This is a genomic window from Mesorhizobium sp. M4A.F.Ca.ET.020.02.1.1, assembly GCF_004022645.1.
GTDB lineage: Bacteria > Pseudomonadota > Alphaproteobacteria > Rhizobiales > Rhizobiaceae > Mesorhizobium.
The window spans coordinates 1-4283 of record NZ_RZOI01000540.1; the positions used below are offsets into that span (position 1 = coordinate 1).

General features: G+C 67.8%; 6 protein-coding genes. 1 reads left to right on the forward strand and 5 read right to left on the reverse strand.

Annotated features, from left to right (window positions below; all coding sequences use genetic code 11):
- The 5 genes from EN742_RS26130 to tsaD form a co-directional block, all read right to left on the reverse strand.
- The coding region (locus EN742_RS26130) for a 50S ribosomal protein L11 methyltransferase (protein ID WP_189375599.1) at positions 1–387 on the reverse strand (387 nt) is incomplete at its 3' end.
- Positions 342–767 (reverse strand): EVE domain-containing protein, encoded by a 426-nt coding sequence (locus tag EN742_RS26135; protein WP_127405972.1) that lies wholly within the window; start codon positions 765–767, stop codon positions 342–344. The genes EN742_RS26130 and EN742_RS26135, both read right to left, overlap by 46 nt.
- A gap of 109 nt (positions 768–876) precedes the next feature.
- Positions 877–1173 (reverse strand): YciI-like protein, encoded by a 297-nt coding sequence (locus EN742_RS26140; protein WP_126057513.1) that lies wholly within the window; start codon positions 1171–1173, stop codon positions 877–879.
- A 19-nt stretch (positions 1174–1192) separates the two neighbouring features.
- On the reverse strand, positions 1193–2212 hold the full coding sequence (locus EN742_RS26145; protein WP_127421390.1) for an NAD(P)H-dependent glycerol-3-phosphate dehydrogenase: 1020 nt from the start codon (positions 2210–2212) through the stop codon (positions 1193–1195).
- On the reverse strand, positions 2209–3294 hold the full coding sequence (gene tsaD, locus EN742_RS26150) for a tRNA (adenosine(37)-N6)-threonylcarbamoyltransferase complex transferase subunit TsaD (protein ID WP_189347337.1): 1086 nt from the start codon (positions 3292–3294) through the stop codon (positions 2209–2211). Before tsaD ends, EN742_RS26145 begins: the two co-directional genes overlap by 4 nt.
- 210 nt (positions 3295–3504) lie before the next feature.
- Between tsaD and hemC the strand changes: the two genes are divergently transcribed.
- The coding region (gene hemC / locus EN742_RS26155) for a hydroxymethylbilane synthase (RefSeq protein ID WP_128333450.1) at positions 3505–4283 on the forward strand (779 nt) is incomplete at its 3' end.

Consider the following 4283-nt stretch of genomic DNA (forward strand, 5'->3'; position numbering starts at 1 on the left):
CTCGCAGAACGGGTCGATGTCGGCGGCGATAACCGCCGCTGCGCCGGCCTTCGCGGCGGCGATGGCGACCAGGCCGGAGCCGGAGGCGAAGTCGAGCACCCGCTTGCCGCGAACGGTTTCGGGATGGTCGAGCACGTAGCGGGCAAGGCCCTGGCCGCCGGCCCAGGCGAACGCCCAGAACGGCGGCGGCAGGCCGATCGCAGCCAGTTCCTCTTCCGTGCGCAGCCAAAGGTCATGCGCCTCGTCGGCGAGATGCAGGAACACTTCCGGCACATGCGGCGGCGCCATCAGCGCCGTGTTGTCGAGAATGAACTTCTTCGCGCTTTTCGGCGTCAGCCTGGTCACGGCGCCGGCGAGAGATCGGCCATGCGGCAGACCTCTTTCCATTCGGCCGGCGTCACCGGCTGCACGGAAAGCCGCCCGAGCCGCACGAGCGCCATGTCGGCGAGCTTGGGATTGGCCTTGACCTGCTCAAGCGTGACCGGGGTCGGCACATCCTTGAAGGCGCGGATGTCGACGCATTCCCAGCGCGGGTCATCGGTTGTGGTGTCGGGATGGGCAAGCGCGCAGACCTCGGCGATGCCGACGATGTTGAGCCCTTCATTGGAGTGGTAGAAGAAGCCGAGATCGCCGATCTTCATCGCCTTCATGTTGTTGCGCGCCGCATAGTTGCGCACGCCATCCCATTGCGTGCCGGCCTTGCCCTTGGCCTTCAGCGCCTCGAAGGAGAAGACCGAGGGTTCGGATTTGAACAGCCAGTAGTTCATCTCAGTTGTCCCCTTGCCATTGTCGGTTGGCTACAATGAAGCGTTCGCGCTCCCACTACCCTTACCCTTTCCCCGTTCTCGCGGGGAGAGGGGCGCGCCAAGCGAACGATCAAGCACCGGCGGGCTTCTGGAAGACCCAGTTCCACGGGCGGATTTCGACGCTTTCGAACAGGCCGACCTTGGCATAGGGATCGCTGGCCGCCAGGGCTTGCGCCGCCGTCATATCTGCTGCCTCGATCATGACCAGACTGCCGTCGGGCTTGCCGTCAGCGTCGAGGAAGGGCCCGGCAAAGGCAAGTTTTCCTTCGCTGATCAGGCCTTCCAGGAACGCCGCATGCGCCGGCCGCGTGTCGACCCGCAACTGCAGGCTGCCGGGCTTGTCCTTGCAAATCAACGCAAACAGCATGGTCTAAAACTCCGATGGTTCAGATGTCGGTTTCGGTCTTGAGCGGCCGCGTCATCAGCGCCGTCACGGCCTGGCCGATGGTCACGGTGCCGTCGAGAATCGCGGCGACGGCGGTGATGATCGGCGCGTCGATGCCACGCTCTGCGGCGAGGCGGGCGGCGATCGCCGCCGTCGGCACGCCTTCGGCGAGCGGCAGGCCGGCAAGCGGCTTGCCCTGCCCGAGCGCCAGCCCATAGGCGAAATTGCGCGACTGCGCCGACGAGCAGGTGAGCAGGAGGTCGCCGAGACCGGAAAGCCCCATCAGCGTCTCTGGCCGGGCGCCGAAGGCGGCGCCGATGCGGCGCAATTCGACGAAGCCGCGCGTCACCATGGCGGCTTGCGCGCTGGCGCCGAGCCTCGCGCCGGTGACGGCGCCGGCGGCAATGGCGAAGACGTTCTTCAGCGCGCCGCCGATCTCGACGCCGACAAGGTCGTCGCTTGAATAGCAGCGCAGGTTCTCGGCCGAGAAGCGGGCGGCAAGGTCGGCTGCCAGCTCCGCCTCGCGGGCGGCGACTACCACGGCCGTCGGCAGGCCACGGGCGACATCGGTGGCGAAGCTCGGGCCGGACAGGGCGGCAACCGGATTCCCAGGCAAAGCCTGCTCGACGATCGCCGACAGCAGCGCGCCGGTGTCGCGCTCGATGCCCTTGGCGCAGAGAACCAGCGGGACACCCGATTGCACATAGTCGCTGGCGGCCGTCAGCATGCCGCGCAACGACTGCGCTGGCGTCACCGCGAGCACGCAGTCGGCGCCGTCGAGCGCAGCCTCGATATCGGTTGTCGCCACGATGCCGGGCTGCAGAGCGATGCCCGGCAGATAGCGCGGGTTCTCGCCGCGATCGATCGCGGCGACGGTTTCCGGATCGCGCGCATAGAGGCGGACGAAATGACCGGCGCGCAGCATGGCCAACGCCAGAGCCGTGCCCCAGGCACCGCCGCCTAGCACGGCGACGCGCCAGCCGCTCGGCGCCTCGTGGCCGCTGGTGACCACCTCGGTCATGCCTTGGCTCCGCGTCGGCCGGAGCCGACCATCGGGGCGGAGACGCTGTCCAGCGGCCAGCGCGAGCGCGGCACGAAATCGGCGGCATTCTCCAGCGCCATCCCGGCGCGCAGGCGCTCGATACCGGCCCAGGCGATCATCGCCGCATTGTCGGTGCAGAGTTTTTGCGGCGGCGCTATGAAGTCGAAGCCGGCTTCGGCGCAGAGCGTTTCCAGCGTCGCCTTGATGGTGCGGTTGGCGGCGACCCCGCCGGCGACGACCAGCGCCGGCTTCGCCTTATCAGGGAATTCCTGGCGGAAGCGGGAGAGCGCGCGCGAAACGCGGTCGCTCAGCGCATCCGCCACCGCCGCCTGGAACGAGGCGCAGATGTCGGCGACATCCCGGTCACTCAAGGGGGCAATGGCGGTCGCGGCCTGGCGCACGGCAGTCTTCAGGCCGGAGAAGGAGAAATCAGGCTGTGCCGCGCCCTTCATCGGGCGAGGAAAGGCAAAACGGCTCGCATCGCCCGACGCCGCCGCCTTCTCGACGTTGGGACCGCCGGGATAGGGCAGGCCGAGCATCTTGGCCGTCTTGTCGAAGGCTTCGCCGAGCGCGTCGTCGATGGTCGTCGCCCAGCGCTGGTAGTCGCCGACGCCGCGCACGGCGACGATCTGGGTGTGGCCGCCGGACACCAGGAGCAGCAGGTAGGGAAAGTCAAGCCCGTCGGTCAGGCGCGCCGTCAGCGCATGGCCTTCGAGATGGTTGATGGCGAGCAACGGCTTGTCGGCGGCGGCGGCAATCGCCTTCGCCGTCATCAGCCCGACGATCAGCCCGCCGACAAGGCCGGGACCCGCGGTCGCGGCGATCGCGTCGACCTCGCCCAGCGCCACGCCCGAATCGGCAAGGGCCGCCTCGACGATGCCGTCGAGCGCCTCGACATGGGCGCGCGCAGCGATTTCCGGCACGACGCCGCCGAACACGGAATGCTCCTCGATCTGGCTGAGCACGATGTTGGACAGGATTTCGGGCGCGGCGCGGCCATCCAGCGCCACCACGCTGGCAGCGGTCTCGTCGCAACTCGTCTCAATGCCCAGAACGCGGATCAATTGGTCGCTGTCCTCGAAGATTGTGTCGCCGGAGGTCTGTCGATATTCAGGTGATGCCGGCCTGCAAATGGCGGGTTCCTGCGCTTCCGGTGCTCACGTACTTCAAGTACGCTCCGCTCCGGTTCTCGGAACCCACCATTTTCGACCCGGCCTGACCTGAATCTCGGCAGACCTCAGCTTGCCGGGGGTTATCACGGACCGCGCGCCATGCAAACAACCTTGAAAATCGGAACACGCGGCAGCCCGCTGGCGCTTGCCCAGGCGCATGAGACGCGGACGCGGCTGATGGCGGCGCACGGCCTGCCGGAAGAGGCGTTCGAGATCGCCGTCATCTCGACCAGCGGCGACCGCATCCAAGACCGGCCGCTGTCGGAAGCCGGAGGCAAGGGCCTGTTCACCAAGGAGATCGAGGAGGCGATGCTCGCGGGCAGGATCGACATCGCCGTGCATTCCTCGAAGGACATGCCGACGGTTTTGCCGGAGGGGCTCGAACTCTGCGCCTTCCTGCCGCGCGAGGACGCGCGCGACGCCTTCATCGGCAGAGCGGCGAAAACGATCGCCGAATTGCCCCGGGGCGCCAGGGTCGGGTCGTCCTCGCTCCGGCGCCAGGCGCTGATCCGGCGCATGCGGCCGGATCTCGAGGTGGTGATGTTCCGCGGCAATGTGCAGACCAGGCTGCGCAAGCTGGACGAGGGCGTCGCCAACGGCACAATCCTCGCCTATGCCGGGTTGAAACGGCTCGGGCTGGAGCATGTCGTCACCGACCTGATGTCGCTCGAAAAATTTCCGCCGGCGCCAGGGCAAGGCGCGATCTGCATAGAAAGCCGCATCGGCGATGCCGAGGTCGAGAGGATGCTGGCGGCGATCCATGACGCGCCGACGGGCCAGGCGCTGGCCTGCGAGCGCGCTTTCCTGGCGGCGCTCGACGGTTCCTGCCGCACGCCGATCGCCGGCCATGCGACGATTTCGGGCGACAAGCTCTCCTT